The following is an 18975-nucleotide window of genomic DNA, read 5'->3' on the forward strand; positions in this document are numbered from 1 at the left end:
TACAGGATCTGCAAATTGAGTGTTTCTGAACAGGACAGGGCAGAGGTGGGCGAGTTGCTCGGCCGTGAACCGCGCGGCCTGGAGGACGTATCCGTGCGTGACTCCGAGGGGCGGCCGAGCGTGATCAGGGTGGCTCCACTGGTAGATGACAAACCGTTCCCCACCCTTTACTGGTTGGTCGATCGCGACTTGTCATATCGAATAGATCAGGTAGAGGCATCGGGGCTAATCGCGCAACTCCAGTCGGAGATTGATGCAGATCCTCAGCTGCAGGCAGCGATGGCTGGCGAACATCTTCGCTACAAGCAAAGGCGTGAGCAGTTTATGTCAGATCGAGACCGGCAGAGGATTGAAGCGCTGGGTTTTGGCGATGTGTTCGCGACTAAAGGTATCGGTGGCATTGCCGATACATCACGCATCCGCTGCCTTCACACCTGGTATGCCGCGCATCTGGTAGAGCCGAATACGGTAGGGCGTCTGTTGGATAAGTACTGGGCTACTCAAGCACAAAGCCATTGACCGGGGCCGGCGGTGGTCATAAAATAACCACCAAGAAAGTAGTTATAACTAACTTTAGGGTATCTGCCAATGAAAGTGATCAAGTTAGCCGCTGTAGCACTCACGCTGGTTCTCGCCGCCTGTGCGCAGGAACAAGACAGCACAACGGCCGCGAATGAAGTTGCGAGCCGCGACCTGCAGCCGGCCGATGCACAGCTTGCCGAAATCTATAATCGCAGCTGTCGCAGTTGTCATACCGTGGCTGCTACCGGCTCGCCCCTGACTGGCGACACTGCAGCTTGGCAACCGCGCATGGGCAAGGGAATGAATACCCTGCTCGACAGTGTAGTGAATGGCTTTGGCGGCATGCCACCTTTCGGCCTGTGTATGGACTGCGGTGCCGAAGAGTTTGAGGCGCTAATACTCTTCATGGCAGGGGAGCAGAAGTAATGATGCAGCGTCGCAGTCTTCTTCAGGCCCTGGTGGCCACCGCGCTCGCCAGTCAGGTGAGCCCAATGGCGCTCGCCGCTGAACCGCGGCGTCTACCATGGCGCAATTGGTCTGGCAGCCAGCAATGCCTGCCCATGGCGCGCAAGGCGCCGGCTAACATGGCTGAGTTGCAGGAGTTGCTAAGTTCCACCACCGGCACTATTCGCGCCGTAGGCGCGGGGCATTCTTTCACTCCTCTGGTGCCTACGGATGGTACGCTGCTTTCGCTCTCGCGCATGGGTGGTGTAAGTGACGCTGATAGCAGCACGTTGCAGGCGACCATCGGAGGCGGCACCCGTCTTGGCGATATTGGCCAGCCACTGCACGATGCGGGGCAGGCGATGGTCAATATGCCCGACATCGACGAACAAACCCTCGCTGGTAGCCTGGCCACAGCCACCCATGGCACAGGTGCGGGTCTGGGTTGTATGTCTACCCTGGTCACCGGGCTAGAGCTGATGACGGCGAGCGGCGATGTATTGTGGTGCGACGCGCAGCAGCACCCGGAAATTTTCCAGGCGGCTAAAGTCTCCCTCGGCAGCCTCGGCCTGATTACCAGGGTTCGCTTGCAGAATCGCGAGCCCTATAAGCTGCGCCGCGAAATGGTGTGGATGCCGTTGGAAGAGATGCTGGAGGCTGTTGACGGGCTGGCGGACAAACACCGCAACTTTGAGTTTTTCTATGTACCGTTCTCGGGCTGGGGATTCACCGACGCACACGACATCACCGACGAACCCATTGCTGCGGCAGAGGAAGCGGTCGACCCTAACGAGGGTACGATGGAGCTGAAAACGGTGCGGGACTGGCTGGATTGGTCCCCCGCGCTGCGCGAACTGATTCTCGGCACCTATGCACGGACCATTCCGGATGAGGTGAAGGTTGGTAACTCCTGGAGCAACTACGCTAATGAGCGCAATGTGCGTTTCAATGAGATGGAGTACCACTTGCCACGGGAAAATGGCCTGCAAGCGCTGCGCGAGGTGATCGCTGCGCTGGAGAGTAAGCATCACGAGGTGTTCTTCCCGCTGGAAGTCCGCTATGTGAAGAGCGACGATATCTGGCTAAGCCCTTTCTACCAGCAGGATTCCATGTCGATTGCCCTGCATCGCTACTTCGAGGAGGACTACAAACCCTTCTTTGCGACTGTTGAGCCCATTCTGCGTAAATACGGCGGACGTCCACACTGGGGCAAACTGAACAGCCTGGGGCAGGATGAGTTTCGCGAGTTGTACCCGCGCTGGGATGACTTCGCCGCGGTGCGCCGAGAACTCGATCCCAATGGCAGGTTCCTCAACGACTATATGCGCAAGTTGTTCGGGTAAGTCGAATGAAGCGTCGCAATTTCGTACTGGGAACGCTTGCCGGTGCCGCCGGTGCAGGGCTGCTGCTGCGCCCGGGCGACCGTGGAGCTCCACACAGCGCCTATTTTGAGAGCCTGAGTGCCGCGCTCGATACCGCCGACATAGCAACACCGCGCCTGCTGATTGATCGCGCTGTATTGCGGGAAAATATTGCGACCCTGAAAAGTCACATAGACGATAGATTTGCCTATCGCATCGTCGCCAAGTCACTGCCTTCGATTGAATTGCTGCGGGAAGTGATGCAGCACTCCGGTAGCGACCGGCTGATGTTGTTCCATCAACCGTTTATCAACAGTGTGGCAGAGCGTCTGCCCCAGGCTGATATTCTGTTGGGTAAACCGTTGCCAGTGGCTGCCGCAGCGACATTTTATCGAGAGCGCCCTGACAGCGCCTTCGATGCCGCACGGCAGCTGAACTGGCTGGTCGATAGCCCTGAGCGAGTGACCCAGTACGCGGCATTGGCTGATGAACTGGGCGAATCTTTACGCGTCTGTATCGAACTGGATGTCGGTTTGCACCGGGGCGGTGTTCAGAGCGAGTCTGAGCTTGTGGCAATGCTGGAGATCATTCGCAGTTCCCGGCATCTGCAATTTACCGGTTTGATGGGTTATGAGCCGCATATCGTCAAAGTGCCTGGCGGGCCGGGGCGTTATCAGAGGGCGGCGATGGCGAGCTATGCAGATTTCAAAGCGACGGCGCAGCAGTTTCTCGGCGATGCGTGGCCTGAAGACGTCATCCTGAATTGCGGTGGCAGCCCAACCTACCAGCTATACGATGAGGGTGATTATCCGTTCAATGAACTGGCCGCGGGTTCTTGTCTGGTCAAACCCGTTGACTTTGACCTGCCATCCCTGGCTGATCATAAGCCCGCCAGCTATATTGCCACGCCAGTGCTGAAAACCAGTGAGGGCGTGCAGATTCCCGGGATCAATCTGGGCCCTCTGCAATCCCTCTGGGACGTGAACCGCAGTCGTACGGTGTTTACCTATGGGGGGTACTGGAAAGCCAGTCCTGTGTCGCCTAGTGGCCTTAGCACGAATGGTGTATTCGGCCGGTCCACCAATCAGGAAATGCTCAACGGTTCCGAGGCCATCGGGCTCGAAGTGGATGACTGGGTCTTCCTGCGCCCGAACCAGAGCGAGTTCGTGTTTCTCCAGTTTGGCGCTATTGCCGTGGTTGAAGAAGGTGCGGTCACCGAGTTCTGGCCAGTACTGGGAGAAACCCCGGCCTGACCCCTTGGCTTACCTGATTCCAGCAAGTACCGCAGAGCGCGAGATCGTCATCAAGAAATCGCGGTTTATCGCTCGCGTGGTGCATGTGCAAGACCGCAGCGCCGTGAATCTCGCAGTTGCCCAATCCCGTCTCGACTACCCCGACGCGAGACATCATTGCTGGGCCTATCTGCTCGGCTCCCCGGCGGATGCCCGCAACGCGGGGATGAGCGATGACGGTGAACCTTCCGGCACGGCAGGCAAGCCTATTCTCAACGTACTGCAGCACGGCGAAGTAGGTGATGTCCTCGTCGTTGTAATCCGCTATTTCGGTGGCATTAAGCTGGGCGCGGGTGGGCTTGTCCGGGCCTACGGTGCTGCGACGCAGCAAGCTCTCGAGATTACGCCCACCTTGGCCCTGCGTGATATGGGGCGGCTAACCCTGAACGCAAGTTTCGCAGCGGAGCAGCCCCTGCGGCATCGCCTGTCCCTGCTGGAGGCCGAGGTGCGAGAGGTTGGCTATGGCGATGTGGTAACGATGCAGGTCGCAATACCCGTGGAGAATGAAGATACCCTGCGCCAGTTTTGCGCCGCCCAGGGCGTAGCCGTGGTCTCGCTGGAGGACTGATTTGGCGCAATGCCAATAGCGGCCAGCAAGTGCTATATTAGGCGCCGTTTTTTCTAGCTATGGAAAGGTTTTTACCCGCATGAGTGCCAATACTGACGACCTCAGAATCCAGAAAACCAATGAGCTGATTTCCCCTGAGCAACTAATCGGGGATATAGGCATCAGCGAAGCGGCAGCTGCAACAGTTAGTGAAGCCCGCAGTGCCATCCACCGTATTCTTCACGGCGAGGACGATCGCCTGCTGGCCATTGTGGGCCCGTGTTCTATTCACGACCCCGAGGCAGCGCGTGATTATGCCGCCCAGCTGAAAGCAGAGGCGGATAAGATTGCCGATGACGTATTGGTTGTAATGCGCGTTTATTTTGAGAAACCACGCACGACGGTAGGCTGGAAAGGCCTGATCAACGACCCGGATCTCAACGACACCTTCCAGATCAATAAAGGTCTGCATCTGGCCCGGCAATTGTTAGCAGACCTGGCGGAGATGGGCCTGCCAACAGGTACCGAATACCTTGACCTGATCAGCCCGCAGTACTACGCAGATCTGATTTCCTGGGGTGCTATTGGTGCCCGCACAACGGAAAGCCAGACCCATCGCGAGTTGGCCTCCGGTCTCTCCTGTCCGGTCGGATTTAAAAATGCGACCGACGGGGATATCCAGGTGGCTATCGACGCAATCGGTTCTGCTTCACAGCCGCACAACTTTCTGTCGGTGACGAAGCAGGGCCATTCAGCGATTTTCCAGACAGCGGGTAATGAGGATTGCCATATCATCCTGCGCGGTGGAAAACACCCGAACTACGACATGTTTTCGGTAGACGACGCTGCGGGTATGTTGGCCAGGGCCGGCTTGCCTGAGCGGATTATGATCGATGCATCGCATGCGAATTCACGCAAGATTCCAGCGCGCCAGATCGACGTGGCCTCCGATATCGCCACCCAGATTGCGCGGGGCAGCAATAGCATCGTCGGCATTATGATTGAATCAAACCTGGTAGAGGGACGCCAGAGCGTGGTTCAGGGGCAGGAACTGACGTATGGCCAGAGTATTACTGACCCCTGTATTTGCTGGGACGATACTGCATCTCTGCTCGAGGAGCTCGCAACCGCAGTGCGTCTGCGTCGCGGTTAGCGGGAGCGAGCGCGCTCGCGGGCGGCTGTCATCTGGTCGAGGTAGGTCAGCATTTCCATGGTGTTGGTGTCCGGGTCCATGATCCTGGTTTTGTACACGTCGTATACGAGCTGCTGTACGCTGGGATCGTCCGGGCGCGCGTAGAAAAGCCAGTCGGTCAGGTGAGATGCCAGGCGAATATCCTGGCCGATCAGTCCCTGGGCATACTCCACAATTGCAGGCACATTGCCTCCAGCCAACTCAATGATCATCTCGCCCTGATCTTCCATGGTGGCGGGCGTCCAGTTGGACGGAATGTCATCCCACCAGCCGCTGTACTGCTTGATCAGCATTTTTGAGATGTCGTTAGGCGTCACGTACTGCACATTGAGGGTGGGGTGCGTGGCGAGGTGTTCTGGCAAGCGGACACTGCGATAGATTTCATCCTTGCGTTTGCCCGCGTTCAGGCCGTCCACAGTATGTTGGGTAATATGGTCAAAGGTCTCGGCCAGCACCAGGAAGTTTTCCTGAATAGTTGCAGTGTCGGTTATTTCTTCTCCGTGCGCTGGCAGTAGAATCGCCGGTTCCAGTGCGGCCATTTCCTTCATCGCGAATGACCACTCTTCGACATGACGTTGTACCCGCTTGCCGTTGCCCGCATTAGGCAAAAAACCCTGGTAGTAGTCCGCGCTGGCCAGCGCGCGGCGACCCGGCACCCATACGTAGAGCTGGTCGTCGGTTTCGCCCTTGTGGTGCTGCAGCACGAACTGCTCACCGCCGACCTCAATCTCCAGCCGCTCGCTGAAGTAACGCGTGGGCCACACCAGATCATCAGCGGAGGAGGGGAGTTGCTCCTCGGGCTGGCTCATATATTTCGCCAGCGATCCGCGCAGGCGGATGTAGCGCTCGAAACGTGGTTTTAATGCGTCATGCGCGATAATCTCCGGAGTTTCCCCCGCTTCCATGATCGCCCAGGTGCCATAGGCGTGATCTACGTGGCCGTGGGTGTAAATGATCGTGTGAATCGGCAATTCGGTGACTGAGCGGATGGCCTTGAGGATAGCGGGCCCAGCCGGCCCCATACCTGTGTCTACGAGCACCACGCCCTCGTCAGTCACGAAGAATGCGGCATTCACAATCGGCATGCGGATCAGGTAGCTGCGCGGCCCGACTTCCACGACACTGGTCTTGTCGAGTACGTCGTCGATCGCTCCCTGGGTGCGGCCGAACATGTTCTGTGCCGCTTCCACCGAGTATTCTCCGCCGAAAGATCCCCCCTCCATCAGCCGGGGGATAATTTCGGGGTTCTCTGCAAGCACCATGGTGCGTGTCTCGATGCCAGCGCTGTTGCCGACAACCTCGATGGTTGCAGAACGCACCGAACGGGCTGCGTCGAGCGCTGTTTCTGCGATTTTAGTGTCTGCCAGGGTCATACCAATGAGCAGGAATGCTATGGCAACCAGTGTGTGGGTGATCAGTTTTTTCACGGTCAATCTCCGATAGTTCTGGGCCTAGAATAGTCTCCCGCGGTTTGCACGCCAATGTCCCCCGGGGCCGGATTGTAGTGAACTGAAATAAAAAAGGGCGGCCGAAGCCGCCCTTTGCATACGCTTGCTTCGTTTAGAAGTTGTAGCGCGCGGTGACGCCGATAATCCGCTCTTGCTGGATATTTGTCTGCGTGTAGGAACCGCCTGAATAGGCGATGTCATATTGGTCATGGCCCTGTTCGAAGGTGACTTCGTCGGAATCGAGCAGGTTCTTGGCCCAGAGGTTGACGTCCCAGGTGTAGTCATTGGAGCGCAGGCCCGCGTAGACATTGACGACGTGGTGAGCATCAAATTCAGCACGTGAGGAGATGCCTGCAGAGGCTTCCTGGTTGAGGCGCTCATCGGTGTACTTATACAGAGCCCGAATGTACCACTCGTTGCTGCCTGTGGGGATGAAGTACTCCGTGTTTGCCGTGAGCGTGAATTCTGGCTCGCCACTGATGGGGTCGCCGCCTATGTCACAGGATCCCAAAACTTCACCGGGCTCTCGATCGTTACAAGGGCGTTCGGCACCGTCGTCCCATTCTCCCTTGACGTAGGAAACACCACCGCCGGCGTTCCAGTGCTCGCTAAGAAGAATCTGTCCTTCAAACTCGGTGCCCCATACTGTCGCGTCACCGTTGTAGATGATGCCACCGGAGATATCGACGGGCTCACCCTCGTCGTTGAGAACCTGTACGCCGCGGACGAAGCCGAGGTAGCCGTCATACTTCTGATAGAAAACGGCGCCATTCAGCGTTGCGCGACCGTCCAGGTAGCGTCCCTTGAAGCCCGCTTCGAAGGAGTCACTGACTTCTTCATCGTGGATCAGGTCGTCTTCACCATTGGGCAGGAACGCAACATTCGGTGTGGGGTTAATGGAGATGCCGCTGGGACGGTAGCCTCGGTTGTAGGACGCATACAATGTGGTGTTGTCAGTCCATTCCCAGTTCAGGCCGACAGAACCGGTGACCGTGTCTTCCTCGGTATTCTGGTTCTCCGGGCTCACGCCTTCGATGGGGAATGCCGCTTTGATGCCGCCTTCTACTACGTCCTGGATGGGCTCCAGGAACGAGGGCAGATACAGCAGCTCGCCGTAGAATACGTCAGCCGCACGGAATGATTCGTACTCTGCATAGCGCAAACCAACTTCCAGTTTGGTCCTCTCATTCAGGTAGAAAGTATTGAATGTGAAAATGCCGAGTTCTGTACGTTCAACAGGAATTGCTCCAACCGTGCTGAAGTTAATGTCCAGACCGGGGCTTACAACAGAGTTGGATATGAACGAGGTGCTCGTATCCTGATCCTGGTAGTAGATGCCAATCATCCAGTCGTAGAAATCATTGTCGGAAGACGACAGGCGAAATTCCTGAGAAATAGATTCCTGGTCGGTATTGGAGTTCTGCCAGGTGACAGCTTCTTCAGTGGGAACAAAGCTCGCGCGGTCATTCTCGGTAAAGCCGACTTTTTCACTTTCGGAATAGCCGGTTACGGAAGCGAAGTTCAGGTCGCCGATGTCCCAGTCAATTTGCAGGTTGGCCAGGTCGTATTCCATAGTGGCGTTGTCGATGAGGTCACCAAGAGAAGTCTGGTCACCCGGAGACAGGGTAGGGCGCTCGCCGAGGTTGTCGGAGCCGTTCATCGCCTTGGGGTCTTCAGTGTCCCGGTCTTGATACTGGTACACGAGCTTTATGTTCAGATCGTCCGTGGCTTGCCATACACCGCTCAAACGCGCTGACTTGGCTTCGGCTTCCGGGTCGTCGAAGCCTTGATACTGCTCGACGTTATTGGAATTGTTTATGTCATACACTGCCGCAACACGAGCGGCAAAAACGCCTTCAACGATAGGGCCGCCATAAGAGACTTTAGCGTTGATGCCGTCGTTGTCTGAGACGCTCAACTCGACGGATCCCTCTGCTTCACCGAGGTCGGCGTGGCGGGTTACAAGGTTGATAGAACCGCCTGGCGATGTTTTCCCCTGCAGGGTGCCCTGGGGGCCGCGCAGGACTTCCACTCGCTCCATATCGTAAAGCTGAGAGAAAGCCACGTCTTCACGCACGGGCTGGTCGTTCCAGTAAACACCCACAACACCGCTCGCGCCCGCTTCCGGATCGAGGCTTACACCGCGCATGGCAATGCTGTTGTTACGCGCATTCGGGCTGGCCAATGTGAGGCCGGCGGTCAGCTGCTCGAGGTCGTTAAATTTGAACGCGGAGTATCTGTCCATACTCTCGCCGGTGACCACGTTAACCGTACCGGAAATTTCCTGGACGGTTGCAGCGCGCTTCTGAGCAGTCACGATCACTTCTTCGATGAATAGATCCTGAGCGTACGTCGGTGCCACGAGTGCTGTGATGGCAGTCGCTAGTAGGGTTTTAGCCACTACTGGAGTAGAGGGGCGACGGTTCTTCATTGCATTACCTCACGCAGATGTCCATGCCAATTAGGAGCGGACGGGTTAATTATCTTTCTTATGAGCATCTGCCACGGCAGACCTCCCATACAGGAGTCAATATACTATCTCGGAATACACGATATATGTCCAGAACGGCCATTTTTGTCAGGCGGATTGCAGCCCGCGGTCCTACTATTCGTACCGGCTGGCAGCTTGTCGTAGCGGTGGGAAAATGGCAGAGCTGTGCTAAGGTAGCGGGATTCTGCCGCTGTGCGGTTCGAACCTGTCCTGTCCAACCGGAGTACCCCTGTGAATCCAAGCATCCGCCACCTGTTGATCGCGCTCGTTCTATGTCTAGGTTTGCCGTTTTCGGCATTCGCAGATGAGGCAAAAACGCCCGAGCAGATAGCGGCCCTGTCCGATCGCTTGCAGCAGGAAATAAGTGATCTGCAGGCATTGGACAAACTGATCGAGGGAGCCACTGAGCACAGCCTTGAGTCTTTGATTTACCGACGTGACGACCGCAGCTTCAAGCTTTTGCTGGATCTGGATGCATTGGCCAAGGCTGCCGCCACCTTGCCGGAAGATGCGCCGGTGCGCGTCGAAGTCACCGCTTTTCTCGGCGAGGGTGTGGGGGGCGCCGGACAGGCCATTCTGCAGCGGGTGGCAGAACTCACCGAACGCATTGCAACACATCGCGCAGCCCTGGGCGATCTAAGCGGGTCGGACGCGGTGATCGCCGAGGCGCGTATCGAAAACCTCGAGAACCTGCGTATCCGTTATTACGAGGCGGTGGTAAGTCTCATCGAGAGACGCCAGGATCTGGGCCTGGAAGGCAAGGCCCTGACCAACGATTTGTCACCCATGTTATACCTCCAGTCTGAAGCGCTGGTCGGGCGAATAGAATATGTCGGTGCCGTTCTCGGTGAGCTCAGTCAGCGGATCGCCAAGGACCCGTCTAATGCGGACCTCGGCGCGGCTCGTATGGATATGGCGCGGCAGCAGGAGTTGGATTTAAGCCATCTCGAGCAGTTGATCGATTTACTGGTGCGAATGGGAGATGAGCCCGACGCCTATAAAGAAGTGTTGCTGGCTCAGGGACAGGGGATCAAGGTGTCCGCGCTTGAATCAGGTGTCCTGCTCAGCCTGCTCAAGAGCGGTTGGGCTAGCGTCAAGGAGTCTTTAACGGACAATGCGCCGGACATTCTATTCCGGATTTTCTTGTTCATTCTCGTGATGGTGGTATTTCGCTACCTGTCCAGGCTGACCAAGTCTGCGGTAAAGGCGGCTTGCGACCGGCCCGGAAATGATATGTCAACGCTGCTCAAGGATGTGATGGTTTCAGTGTGTGGCGGCACGGTGCTTGTCCTCGGGTTTTTGATAGCCCTCTCGCAGATAGGGATATCCCTGGGGCCCATGCTCGCCGGTCTGGGCGTCGCTGGTTTTGTGGTGGGCTTTGCCTTACAGGATACATTGGGCAACTTCGCCGCCGGCGGCATGATTCTGCTCTATCGACCCTATGATGTGGATGACTTCGTCGAGGTGGCAGGTGCGTCGGGCCTGGTCAAGAAGATGAGCCTGGTGTCCACAACGATCACTACCTTTGACAATCAGACCCTGGTCGTTCCCAACAGCAAGATCTGGGGTGACGTAATCAAGAACGTCACTGCGCAGAAAGTCAGACGCGTAGACCTGGTGTTCGGTATCAGTTACACCGATGATATCGCCAAGGCGGAACAAGTTCTCGCAGCGGTGCTGGAGGATCACGATATGATCCTGGAAAAGCCGGAAGCGATGGTCAAGCTGCACGAGCTGGCAGACTCTTCGGTCAACTTCATCGTCCGCCCCTGGGTGCGCACGGCGGACTACTGGGATGTCTACTGGGATGTCACGCGCGAAGTCAAAATGCGCTTCGATCGCGAGGGCATTTCCATTCCGTTTCCACAGACGGACGTGCACTTGTATCCACAGCAAGAGAGTTGATCAGAATTCCCAGCCGATGCCCGTGGTGATGGAGTAGTCCCAGTAGCTGTCGCTGTCCTCAACCTGGTTGTCGCTCGTCGCCCAGGCGGTGATGTCCCAGCTCAGGTCTTCTATCATTTCCCAGCGTAGGCGCAAGCTGCTGTCGCTGCGAAGGCGGCCCAAATCGGTAACGCTGGGATACAGGGTGAAGTTCAAGTCGACATTGAGCTCGGGTGTCGTGAATTTCCAGGTGGCATAGGTCAAATTGAAGAACGCTTCCACGTCCTGATTGGTCTCTGCCCCAAGGTTTTTTTCGGTGATGACCTGCAGACCACCTGATCCGACGAGGCGGGTCCGGTGCGAATCAAGAACATAGCGGCCCAGGCCGGCGCCCACACCTATCCGATAGGCCAGATCGAGTTCGTCGTTATCTTCATAGTTCACAAAGGTCGTGCGGAAAGCATCGGAGCGGTTGAGGCGCCACACGCCACGATTGACATTGATACGTGTGCTTGACGTGCTGCCCTCGTCGGTTTCGGTGATTTCGCTACGGGCAGAGAGGGTGTTGCGCGATTTTTCGTCCTCGTAACTCACTTCGGTATTGAAGGCGAGTTGGGTCACGCCACTGGCGTTGGTGTAGCCATAGGTGCCCGAGAGATACACGTCCAGGCGATCGATGAAGGTCTCTTCTACAGGGCGTATCTCCACCACGCCCAACGATTCAAGTTCGTGACGGCCGAAAATGTCGGTGAGTAGCAGCTGGCCGGGGCGAGCCTCGTTGGAAAAAGAGCCATAAAGTCTTTCGCCGTCGCTGACGCGAACCTCATAGTGATATTTGCTCTCAACCCTGGCGACCTCCGGCCATTCGATTCGCACCCGCCCCATGGAGTCTGTGCTCAGCTCCAGGATGCCACCATACAGCTGTTTAATCTCGCCGGTGACTTTGTCGCCGTTGTATAAATGGACAACATCGGTCTTGCGTTGGGCCAGAGCCTCGGTACCGATCAGGCAGAATATCAGGGCCAGAATGCGAATGAAGTGATGAGAAGGTGTCACAGATCAATCTCGTAGTGCGGTTGTGGTCTACCACCTATAGTAGCCGTTGTTGGCGTGGTATGCTCACAGCGGATAACAATAGAATTCGGCTCGATGATCTCACCGTCAAATCTACTCAGCCTGGCGCTGCTCTACATCTGTATTCTGTTTGCCGTGGCGTGGTGGGCTGATCGCCGTTCCGAGCAGGGCAATTCCAAGGGGTGGTTCTCGCGCCCGGGTACGCGCGGCATCGTGTACGCGCTATCTCTGGCCGTGTACTGCAGCTCGTGGACTTTTTATGGGGCGGTCGGGAGCGCGACCGAAACCGCGTGGGGCCACGCTCCCATTTATCTCGGCCCGATCCTGATGTTTCTTTTCGGGTGGCCTGTTATTCAGCGCATGCTGGCCGTGGGTGAGCGCCACCGTGTGACGTCGATTGCTGACTATATCGGCGCGCGTTATGGCAAGCGCCAGATGCTGGCGGTCCTGGTGACGCTAGTCGCTACCGCTGCCGTGTTGCCCTATATAGCCCTGCAGTTCAAAGCGCTTTCGCAGGCCTGGTCTATCGTCGGTGGCAGCCTCGATGAGATGGAAGCGTATGGCGGAGATACCGCCTTGCTGGTCGCTATTTTACTTGCGGTGTTCACTATTCTTTTCGGGACAAGACGTCTCGATGGGCGGGAACGGCATCAGGGCATGATGGCGGCGATCGCGGTTGAGTCGGTCGTGAAACTGGTGGCCTTTGTGGCCGTGGCGATGCTGGCGATGATTTATCTATGGGGGCTTCCAGCCGACGTGAGGATGGAGCATGGCTCCCAGGCGTTGGGCGAATTTACAGTGTCTTCGGACTTTGTCGCTCGAACCCTTATCAGTGCGCTGGCGGTGCTCTGTTTGCCGCGACAGTTCCATGTGATGGTGGTCGAAGCCCAGCAGGGAACGAATACGCGTATGGCCCGGTGGATATTCCCCGTCTATCTGGCCCTGTTTATGGTGCTCGTGGTGCCAATCAGTGTCGCCGGTTCCAGTGTTTTTGCCGTATCAGACACCATCAGTCCTGACACCTATGTCCAATTGTTGCCCCAATCGATGGATTCTCATTGGGTCACGGTCGCGGCTTTCGTTGGCGGCATCTCTGCAGCGACCGGTATGGTCATCGTCGCTACAGTGAGTCTCGCCATCATGATTACCAATGAAGTGGTGGCGCCAATCATCATGCGCGCCAACGCGAACTCACCGGCCGCGGTGTTAAAGCTTGGGGACAGCCTGCGGCGTATCCGCCAGTTCACAATCGCCGGTATCCTGCTTGCAGCGTGGTTGGTGACCCAGCAGATCATGGGTATTCCCTGGCTGGCCCAGATCGGCTTTATCTCATTCCTTGCGGCGGCACAGTTGGCGCCCGGGCTGCTCGCGGGCCTCTACTGGCGCCGGGCCCATGGGGTAGGGGTGATCCTTGGGTTATTGCTCGGGCTCGCGCTCTGGTTCTATTGCTGTGTGTTGCCTGTGGTATTGAATGCAGACGCGAGTTTGTTACTTGAGGGGCCGTTGGGCATTGGCTGGCTCAGCCCAACAAACCTGTTTGGCATTGAAGCCGAGAACCGCCTGGCCTATTCGACGGGTTGGAGCCTGAGTGTGAACGCAGCAGCGGTGGTATTGATCTCTCTGCTGCTGAAACCCTCGCTTGCTGACCTGCGTCAGGCTCGCTTGTTCACCGAGGGCCATCACCACGACACCGCCGATCGCGATCGGGATTTCGAGTTGAGCCTGATTCGAGTGAGCCAGCTCCAGGCGCTTTTGCCGCCATTTATGGAAGCGGACGAATTGCGCAGCATGTGGCTGGAATTTGAGACTGCCTATCAACAGCGGCTACTGCCCGGAGATCGCGCGCCGATCTTTGTGGTCAATCAGGTAGAGTCGGTGCTTGCCAGAATCATCGGTGCAACCTCTGCTCATCACGCCATGGAGCAACTGGAGCGAAGCCAGCAACTGGAGTACTCAGATCTCGCCGGTATGGTGACCGATGCCAGCCGTCTGAATACCTTTAACCGAGAATTGCTGCAGACGACAGTGGAAAGCCTGATTCAGGGTGTCTCCGTTGTCGATAAAGAGTTGCGTCTGGTGGCCTGGAACAAGCGCTACGAGGAAATATTCCACTACCCTGAACGCTTTCTCTACGTTGGCTGCCCGATCGAGAGAGTGTATCGCTTCAATGCTGAGCGAGGCATTCTTGGCAGCGGGGGGCGCCCGGTGGAAGAGGAAGTGAGTCGACGACTGGACTGGTTGCGCGATGGCAACCCTCATCAGTTGGAGCGCACCATGCCCGACGGTACCGTGATCGACATTCGCGGCAACCCGCTTCCTCACGGCGGCTTCGTGACCACCTATATCGACATCACCGACTATCGGGACGTCGTGGGCCAGCTCGAAGAGGCGAAAATGGAGCTGGAGCAAAAAGTGGCCAGCGGCTCCCAGACGCTCACCGAAACCAATGCTCGATTGCGGCAGGAAAATCGTTTGCGCGCGCAGGTGGAATCCAGCTTGCGGGATGCACACCAGAGTAAAACTCGCTTCATGTCTGCCACCAGCCATGACCTGCTGCAACCGATCAATGCAGCGAGGCTGTTCACTGCCGCACTCAAGCCGCAGTTGCGTGAAGATGTGGGCGATGAGACTCGGCGTATCGTTGACCAGATTGACAGTTCGCTGCATCGAGCCGAACAGTTGATTGCCGAACTTCGCGAGATATCACGTCTGGATTCGGGCAAGCAGATGCCACGCCGTAGCCACTTCGCTATCAATGAGATATTCGAGGACCTGTATCGAGAGTTTCTTCCCATGGCCGAGATCAAGGGGTTGCAACTGGAAATGGCACCAAGTTCCGTGTGGCTATATTCCGACAAGGCGCTGCTGACCCGGGTGTTGCAGAACTTTATTTCCAACGCGATCAAATATACCCGGGAAGGGAAGGTCTTGTTCGGATTGCGCAGGCGTGCTGATAGCGCTGAGCTGCAGGTGCTGGACACGGGCCCGGGGATCGCCGAGAGCGATCAGGTCAGGGTCTTTCAGGAGTTCGAGCGTTTGCAACGTCATGCCCATCAGGGCGAGGAAGGGCTGGGGCTGGGGCTCGCTATTGTGTCGCGTTACGCCGAATTGCTCGGCCACGGGCTGAAGCTTCGTTCGGAGCCGGGCCGCGGCACCTGTTTCTCCATCGGGGTCACCTTCGGCCAGCCGCAGGACGTGGGGAGGCCCGAGAAATTGCCGAATGCGAGCCGGGATCTCGAGGGTCTCGAGGTACTCTGCCTGGACAACGACCCACTGATTCTCGACGGGATGCAGCAATTACTGATCACCATGGGAGCCAGTGTTTCGGGCGTGAGCGACAGGGAGGCTTTGCATAGACGCCTGGCTGAACTACCCCGGCCTGACATTATCTTCGCAGATTATCATTTGGACGATGGTGATACTGGGCTCAGCGCGGTCGTGGAGGGGCGTAAGTTATTAGGCATTGAAACGCCCTGCATCATTATCAGTGCCGATGACAGTGATGTGATTCGTGACCGTACCAAGGCGGTGGGTTTTCGGTTCCTGCCCAAGCCGGTTAACGCAGCCCGTTTACGCGCCCTGACGCTGGCGCTTACGCGGGCGTGACGCTAGAGAATACGGTCGATATGGACGAGGTAGCGCTGTAACTCTGAGCTGACATCCGCATCCAGACCTTCACCGCCAGGCTCACCATCGCGGCCTAGCGAGATCATCTCTACCGTGCCCTTGGTGCGGCCCCATTGTGTGGACTTATAGACATAGGGACGTCCCCAGGGGTCTGTGGGGATCGGATTGAGATAACCTCCCTCCCGGTAGTTGGGCATGCGCATGCGGCTTTCCGGTTTTTCCTTAAGCGCAGCCAGTCCCTGTTCGGTCTGAGGGTAGGAGTGGTTTTCTTCGTAGTAGTCCTCGAGCGCGCTCTCAATGCTGGCGAAATCGGCGATGATTTTCAGCCATTCAGCGCTCTCCCGGGTGATCGGGCCAAAGCCTGCTATCGCGGCGAGTGAGGCAGCGGGGTCTTCGCTGCAGAAGACTTTCCAGTCACGCGGCTGTGGATCGCGATCAATCTTTTCGTCTCTGTAGATAAAGGGCGCGTTTTCCTTGCGTGGATCGTGGTAGGAAATGTAGGCCGTGAAGGCGCCACAGACGACCCCGCCAGGGTATGACCTGAGGTCGTCCACGGAGAGGTCGGTCTTGATGACGATGCTCTCCTTAAGCGCGATTTTAGCGTCTTCGATGTTAGAGCCACAGGCAACGAGTGAAAGCGCGATGAGGGTCAGGGCGGCGGGGCGAATCAATCGAGTTATCTCCGTACAGTTTAGCGGCAGAGTATGAACATTTTGCCGGCGGGGTACAAACATGCTCTCACTGCAGATCAATCCAGTCGCGGGGTATGTTGTCTTCGAACAACTGGGCGATGCTAATGCTGATAATGTTGTGCTCTTCGCCCACTTCCGTTGCAAACAGGGATTCCTTGCTTGAGCGCGCGATGACCATTGCGCCGGGGTATTTGCGGCGCAGCCATAATGCGGTGCGCAGATTTTCTTCTTCACGGCCAGTGCCAAGCACAAACACTGTGTTGCCGCCGTCAACGCTGACTGTAGAGCGCACTCTCTCCCACACCTCCGGGTGCGCGATATCGCCCTCAAACAGTTCCCGTCGGTAGTCACCGGAAAACTTCATTTGCTCGTCGGCGACCAGAACCCGGCGCTTGGCGTCCTTGTCAATAATGAGCACCGTGTCCAATTCCCCGGATGCCGAATTTTGCATTTCTTCGAGAACAGTTTGGCCAAAGCGGCCGAAGCCGGCGAGTATGACGACATCTTTAGGTTCGGTCTCGCGGAAGTGTTGGAGCATCTGGCTGCGAACCAGTCCGGAAGCAGCGATGTGATAGGTGTTGAAACAGTGGCAACTGTTGGCGACCCGCGTGTTGGCCATTGAGCGCATAAAGCGAAGGCTGGAGCAGTGAATCACCACGCGCGAGGCGATACCGGGTACAAGGTTCAGCAGCACACTCGCTGCCTCGTAACTACGCAGGCTGTTGTCATTTAATAAAAGAATGCGCCGCGCCCGTTCGACCTGTAATTCACGCAGGAAGAACTCATGAGTAATATCGCCGCTGACCACCACGGCGCCAAAACTCTGTTTGAACTCGGCCCGTAAAACCTCAGCACTATTATTGGATACCACCACCACCGGTATTTTGCGATTGTGTTCGCGCAGAACCCGCAGGTAGCTAATCACCAGTTCGCCGTCGCCCACAACCACGACGTGGTTGCGCATCCGTTTCATCTGCCATGCCTGTGGCGCCAGGGCGTGCAGCAGGGCGCTGATCAGGCCCCAGGCCGCGAGTATTGGTGCGCCGAAGTAGGCGATCCAGACCATGATACGCCCGGCAACGGGCCCCCCGATCGGAGTTCCAAGGTCTACTCCGCCAACCACAAACAGGCTCAGTGAGTAGTAGGCTTTGGTAAGAAGGCCAGATTCGGCAAGCTCGGGGCGCTCTGTTACCGAGACGCCTGTCGTAAAGCCGATCAGTGCGAGAAGAAAAATAGCCAGTGCACCGACGGGTATCCATGGAAATTGCTGTGTTGAATAGTGTTTCTGCATGCCCAGCATGATACCCCAGGGGTCTGGCAGCTCGCTATCGGTTTGTGCTTTGTGTGGCTGCTGGATACACTGCGGTCACTGTAAAAGGTCCTATGAACAAGATCATTACACCCTCGCCGTTGCACCCCGCCAAGTCCTTGCTGCCTGCGCTGGAAGTCATGGCTGCGCGCGGGTTTAGTAGCGATGCCTGTCTCGAACACACTCGTCTGACCAGAGCACAGTTGGAGCGGGAAGGGGTCACGATTTCTGCCTCCCAGGAACTGCAGTTCTATACCAATGTACTTGAGCTCAGTGGCGATGAGAGTATCGGCTTGGAGTTGGGTGACGTATTTGTCCCTGAACGCTACGGTTTGTTTGGCTATGCCTTGCTTGCAGCTGAAACGTTTGAGCACGCATTGGCACTTGCGGAAAATTTCGGACCAATGACATTCAGCTTCTTTGGCTTTCGTTACGGTCAAAGTGACCGCGATGCCTGGTTTGAACTCACCAATGGTCCCGAGGTTTCTCCCGGCTTGTCGCGCCTTTTTATTGATCGGGCTGTTGCGGCAGCGGCGCGAACTTTTAGTGCCATTCTTGGCGACCGATTCAGGCTCCATCATGTGCTCTTGCCGCACGAGGGCAAAAACGGGAGCGAGAACTATTTTGATCTATTCCAGTGTCCGGTGAGTTTCCAAAGCCAGCATGCCAGGTTGGTTTTCGATGCGAGCTTGCTCGACCAGCCGCTGCTGCAGAGCAACCGCGAATCCTCGCTTCATCTGGAGCAGCAGTGCCAGTTGATCATGGCGCGGCTGGGTGGGCAGGGCCGGCTAGTTAACAGCGTGCGTCTGCAGGTGCTGTCGCGGCCGGGCGTGTTCCCGGAGATTGACGTGGTGGCCGAAGCGCTCGGTATGTCTGCTCGCACCTTGCGCCGGAGATTAATGTCTGAGAATACCAGCTACCGTGAAATTGTTGACGAGCTGCGATATGGTCTGGCGCTCGAGTACCTCGGCAGTACGGCGCTCCCCATGGATGAAATTTCGCGGCTGCTCGGCTATACCGGATCGGCCAATTTCAGTCACGCATTTCGGCGATGGGCGGGGCTGTCTCCCAGCGCCTGGCGCCGCCGTTAAC

The 18975-nt window shown here is 57.0% G+C and carries 14 protein-coding genes; 9 read left to right on the forward strand and 5 right to left on the reverse strand.

The window, feature by feature from the left end:
* Positions 1–15: 15 nt before the first annotated feature.
* The 6 genes from EY643_RS08260 (at position 16) to EY643_RS08285 (ending at position 5319) form a co-directional block, all read left to right on the forward strand.
* A complete protein-coding gene (locus tag EY643_RS08260; protein ID WP_240732865.1) occupies positions 16–519 on the forward strand; it encodes a DUF501 domain-containing protein in 504 nt (167 codons plus the stop codon).
* Positions 520–588: 69 nt separating this feature from the next.
* Entirely contained in the window at positions 589–948 is a 360-nt protein-coding gene (locus tag EY643_RS08265) for a c-type cytochrome (protein ID WP_152661754.1), read from the forward strand.
* Positions 948–2309 carry a D-arabinono-1,4-lactone oxidase gene (locus EY643_RS08270; protein ID WP_152661755.1) on the forward strand — a complete coding sequence of 454 codons (1362 nt, stop codon included), beginning with the start codon at positions 948–950 and terminating at the stop codon, positions 2307–2309. The genes EY643_RS08265 and EY643_RS08270 overlap by 1 nt, the downstream gene beginning before the upstream one ends.
* A 5-nt stretch (positions 2310–2314) precedes the next feature.
* Complete coding sequence (locus EY643_RS08275) at positions 2315–3580, forward strand: DSD1 family PLP-dependent enzyme (protein ID WP_152661756.1); 1266 nt, start codon at positions 2315–2317, stop codon at positions 3578–3580.
* Between the two features lie 4 nt (positions 3581–3584).
* A complete protein-coding gene (locus tag EY643_RS08280; protein WP_152661757.1) occupies positions 3585–4187 on the forward strand; it encodes a YigZ family protein in 603 nt (200 codons plus the stop codon).
* A gap of 79 nt (positions 4188–4266) precedes the next feature.
* A complete protein-coding gene (locus EY643_RS08285) occupies positions 4267–5319 on the forward strand; it encodes a 3-deoxy-7-phosphoheptulonate synthase (protein ID WP_152661758.1) in 1053 nt (350 codons plus the stop codon).
* Here EY643_RS08285 and EY643_RS08290 read toward each other — a convergent pair.
* Both EY643_RS08290 and EY643_RS08295 read right to left on the reverse strand, forming a co-directional pair.
* On the reverse strand, positions 5316–6785 hold the full coding sequence (locus EY643_RS08290) for an MBL fold metallo-hydrolase (protein ID WP_152661759.1): 1470 nt from the start codon (positions 6783–6785) through the stop codon (positions 5316–5318). The two genes, EY643_RS08285 and EY643_RS08290, sit on opposite strands and share 4 nt — an antisense overlap.
* A 133-nt stretch (positions 6786–6918) precedes the next feature.
* Positions 6919–9237 (reverse strand): TonB-dependent receptor, encoded by a 2319-nt coding sequence (locus EY643_RS08295; RefSeq protein WP_152661760.1) that lies wholly within the window; start codon positions 9235–9237, stop codon positions 6919–6921.
* A gap of 291 nt (positions 9238–9528) precedes the next feature.
* Between EY643_RS08295 and EY643_RS08300 the strand changes: the two genes are divergently transcribed.
* A complete protein-coding gene (locus tag EY643_RS08300; protein ID WP_240732866.1) occupies positions 9529–11202 on the forward strand; it encodes a mechanosensitive ion channel family protein in 1674 nt (557 codons plus the stop codon).
* On the opposite strand, the gene EY643_RS08305 is transcribed toward EY643_RS08300, so the two are convergent.
* Positions 11203–12237 (reverse strand): DUF481 domain-containing protein, encoded by a 1035-nt coding sequence (locus EY643_RS08305; RefSeq protein WP_152661761.1) that lies wholly within the window; start codon positions 12235–12237, stop codon positions 11203–11205.
* Between the two features lie 93 nt (positions 12238–12330).
* Between EY643_RS08305 and EY643_RS08310 the strand changes: the two genes are divergently transcribed.
* Positions 12331–15861: a PAS domain-containing hybrid sensor histidine kinase/response regulator gene (locus tag EY643_RS08310; protein ID WP_152661762.1), complete on the forward strand. Its 3531-nt coding sequence runs from the start codon at positions 12331–12333 to the stop codon at positions 15859–15861.
* Between the two features lie 2 nt (positions 15862–15863).
* On the opposite strand, the gene gspG is transcribed toward EY643_RS08310, so the two are convergent.
* A complete protein-coding gene (gene gspG / locus EY643_RS08315) occupies positions 15864–16553 on the reverse strand; it encodes a type II secretion system major pseudopilin GspG (protein WP_170287325.1) in 690 nt (229 codons plus the stop codon).
* 67 nt (positions 16554–16620) lie between these two features.
* Positions 16621–17865 carry an NAD-binding protein gene (locus tag EY643_RS08320; protein WP_170287326.1) on the reverse strand — a complete coding sequence of 415 codons (1245 nt, stop codon included), beginning with the start codon at positions 17863–17865 and terminating at the stop codon, positions 16621–16623.
* A 92-nt stretch (positions 17866–17957) separates the two neighbouring features.
* Here EY643_RS08320 and EY643_RS08325 point away from each other — a divergent pair, with 92 nt between their 5' ends.
* Positions 17958–18974 (forward strand): AraC family transcriptional regulator, encoded by a 1017-nt coding sequence (locus tag EY643_RS08325; protein ID WP_152661765.1) that lies wholly within the window; start codon positions 17958–17960, stop codon positions 18972–18974.
* The last annotated feature ends 1 nt before the right edge of the window (position 18975 follow it).

Source organism: Halioglobus maricola, from assembly GCF_009388985.1.
Taxonomy (GTDB): domain Bacteria; phylum Pseudomonadota; class Gammaproteobacteria; order Pseudomonadales; family Halieaceae; genus Halioglobus; species Halioglobus maricola.

Coding starts and splice junctions, on each gene's coding strand:
- EY643_RS08285 (WP_152661758.1), top strand. CDS start 4,267: ATGAGTGCCAATACTGACGACCTCAGAATCCAGAAAACCAATGAGCTG.
- EY643_RS08295 (WP_152661760.1), bottom strand. CDS start 9,237: ATGAAGAACCGTCGCCCCTCTACTCCAGTAGTGGCTAAAACCCTACTA.
- EY643_RS08320 (WP_170287326.1), bottom strand. CDS start 17,865: ATGCAGAAACACTATTCAACACAGCAATTTCCATGGATACCCGTCGGT.
- EY643_RS08310 (WP_152661762.1), top strand. CDS start 12,331: ATGATCTCACCGTCAAATCTACTCAGCCTGGCGCTGCTCTACATCTGT.
- EY643_RS08265 (WP_152661754.1), top strand. CDS start 589: ATGAAAGTGATCAAGTTAGCCGCTGTAGCACTCACGCTGGTTCTCGCC.
- EY643_RS08275 (WP_152661756.1), top strand. CDS start 2,315: ATGAAGCGTCGCAATTTCGTACTGGGAACGCTTGCCGGTGCCGCCGGT.
- EY643_RS08325 (WP_152661765.1), top strand. CDS start 17,958: ATGAACAAGATCATTACACCCTCGCCGTTGCACCCCGCCAAGTCCTTG.
- EY643_RS08270 (WP_152661755.1), top strand. CDS start 948: ATGATGCAGCGTCGCAGTCTTCTTCAGGCCCTGGTGGCCACCGCGCTC.